The organism is Wolbachia endosymbiont of Glossina morsitans morsitans, from assembly GCF_000689175.1.
GTDB classification, from domain to species: Bacteria; Pseudomonadota; Alphaproteobacteria; order Rickettsiales; family Anaplasmataceae; genus Wolbachia; species Wolbachia pipientis.
The window spans coordinates 1-2,277 of record NZ_AWUH01000081.1; the positions used below are offsets into that span (position 1 = coordinate 1).

At 31.6% G+C, this 2,277-nt stretch carries 1 protein-coding gene; it reads left to right on the forward strand.

What is annotated here, in order from left to right; genetic code table 11:
• The coding region (locus tag WGMM_RS01815; RefSeq protein WP_038249229.1) for a YhdP family protein at positions 1 to 2,277 on the forward strand (2,277 nt) is incomplete at both ends.

Consider the following 2,277-nt stretch of genomic DNA (forward strand, 5'->3'; position numbering starts at 1 on the left):
AGGGGGAAGATTTTAGTGTTTTAGATATTCATGTGAATACAAAAGATGGAAAGGGATTTTTGGATGATTTATCAATTACGATAAAAAATCGCAACAATTTGCTAAATGTGTACGGGACATTTTATGATCTAAAATTGGGACTATTGAGCAAGTTTTCTACATTAGTTAAAAGCTACAATTTGGACAAAAATATAGGATTCAAAGGAAGCTTCTCAGTGAAAATTAATAAAAAGGATGAAATTGTAGATGGAAATATATACGTATTAAATACAGAAAATTATTTGAACAAAAATTTGGCCTTAACTAATGTAAATATAAATTTAACATATAGTAATGGAATTATTAGTGTAAAAAACTTCCATTTTAAGTTAAATGACACGTATCTCTCTTTAATAGGCAAAATGAACTTTAGTACAAGTCATGCTTTGCTTAGAATTAATATTAGTAAGTTTGCTGCAAAGGATTTATGTACTTATATACCAGATAGTGTAGTAAATAGTAAATTTAAAAGCTGGTATTGTGATAATATCGAAGGGGATGTTTTAAATACCATTGTAAGTTTCAATGGCAAAATTAACAATTTGGTTGATGACGATCTGTCAGACATTGTAATTGTTGCTGATATAGAAAACGGTAGCGTAAAATTTGATGAAGATTTTGAGCAAGTAAAGGAATTAAAGGGTGATTTGATCATCAAGAATAACGATCTTGAAATTACTGTAAATAGCGCTAAGTTTCAGAATTTCACTGTTAATGGTGGTGATATTGCAATGAAATCTCTGAATAAGGAAAATTCAGTTCTAACCATTAATGGCCAAGCTGTAAGTGATGCTTATGGTTTATATGAGCCTATAAAATTTAAGCTGGATGATGTGGTGAAGGTTGAAAGGGATAAAGTAAGTGGAATGGCAAAATCCGTATTTAATTTTCGCATTTTTAATCTAAATGCTGATGACAAAAAAGTAGATTTTTCGGCCAATTTTCATTCCGAAATTGACAATTTGGCCGTCTATAATGCAAGTCTTGGTAAATATGATGTTAAGCTTAGTTTTGGCAGTGACTTTATAGATTTAAATGGTAGTGGTATGGTGAATAACACACAGCTATTATTTGACCTGAAAAGTAGCAATAGGAATGAAAGTTTCGCCTGGAATTTGACCGGAGATTTACCTGCTCAAGTATTTAATTTTGATAGTGGCTATGTCAGTGCAAATTTAGAGTCAGTGATAAATCAAGATAAGACGGGGTATGTTAATGGTGATATAGATTTATCAGAATTTGAATCACATTCAAGCTACTTAGGGTGGAAAAATCGCTTTGAAGATCACAATAAAATTTTGTTTTCTACAAGGTTAAAAGAAGCAGGTGAATTGTTAGTAAATAAATTAGACATTGTAGGAAATGACCTAGATATAAAATTCAGCGGAAGAGTAGAAAATGGAAATTTATATTTAAATTCTAGTAGCTTTAAATTGCCTGATAATGATTTTAGTATAGAAATTGAATCAGGTAAGGAGAAAAATGCCATAACTATTTATGGTGAGGAAATTAACTTAAGTGATATTTTAGGCTTGCTTGGCAAAAACAGTAATGGATTAAATAAAGACATAGAGATTAGTATGAATGTTGACAATGTAATTATGAAAGAAGGCATCGTTATCAAAAATGCTAAGCTGAATGTAACCTGTACTAAAGGTAATTGCAATGGAAGTCAATTTACAGGGCAGTTTCTGGAAGATAGCAGCAACATACTAGCAGAATACAGTGGAATAGGGCTCGAAATATATGCGGATAATTCAGGTATGCTTTTGCGTTCCTTAGGCATTAGTAAATCAATTAAAAACGGCAAATTGTCTTTTTATCTCTCTCCTCAGAGAGAAAGTGGAGAACATTATGGTACGTTATCCATTAGCAATTTCTACATCAAAGATGCTCCACTACTTACTACTTTATTGTCGATGTCTTCATTGCCTGGCATTGTAAATGCCATAAAAAATGAAGGTGTATACTTTTACAAATGTAATGCACCTTTTTCATACAAAGATGGCACTATTGAAATTGAAGAATCTTGGCTTGAAGGGGCGGAGTTAGGTATTAGCACTGGTGGTAAGCTCGATATTAGAAATTATAAATTCCAGGTTGCAGGACAAGTAATACCAGCATATTCAATTAATAAATCTTTGTTAAAAATTCCTATAATTGGAAAACTTCTTACTGGTGGGAAAAGTAGGGGAATCGTTTCAATAGACTATAAAGCAAGTGGTGATGACAAAAACA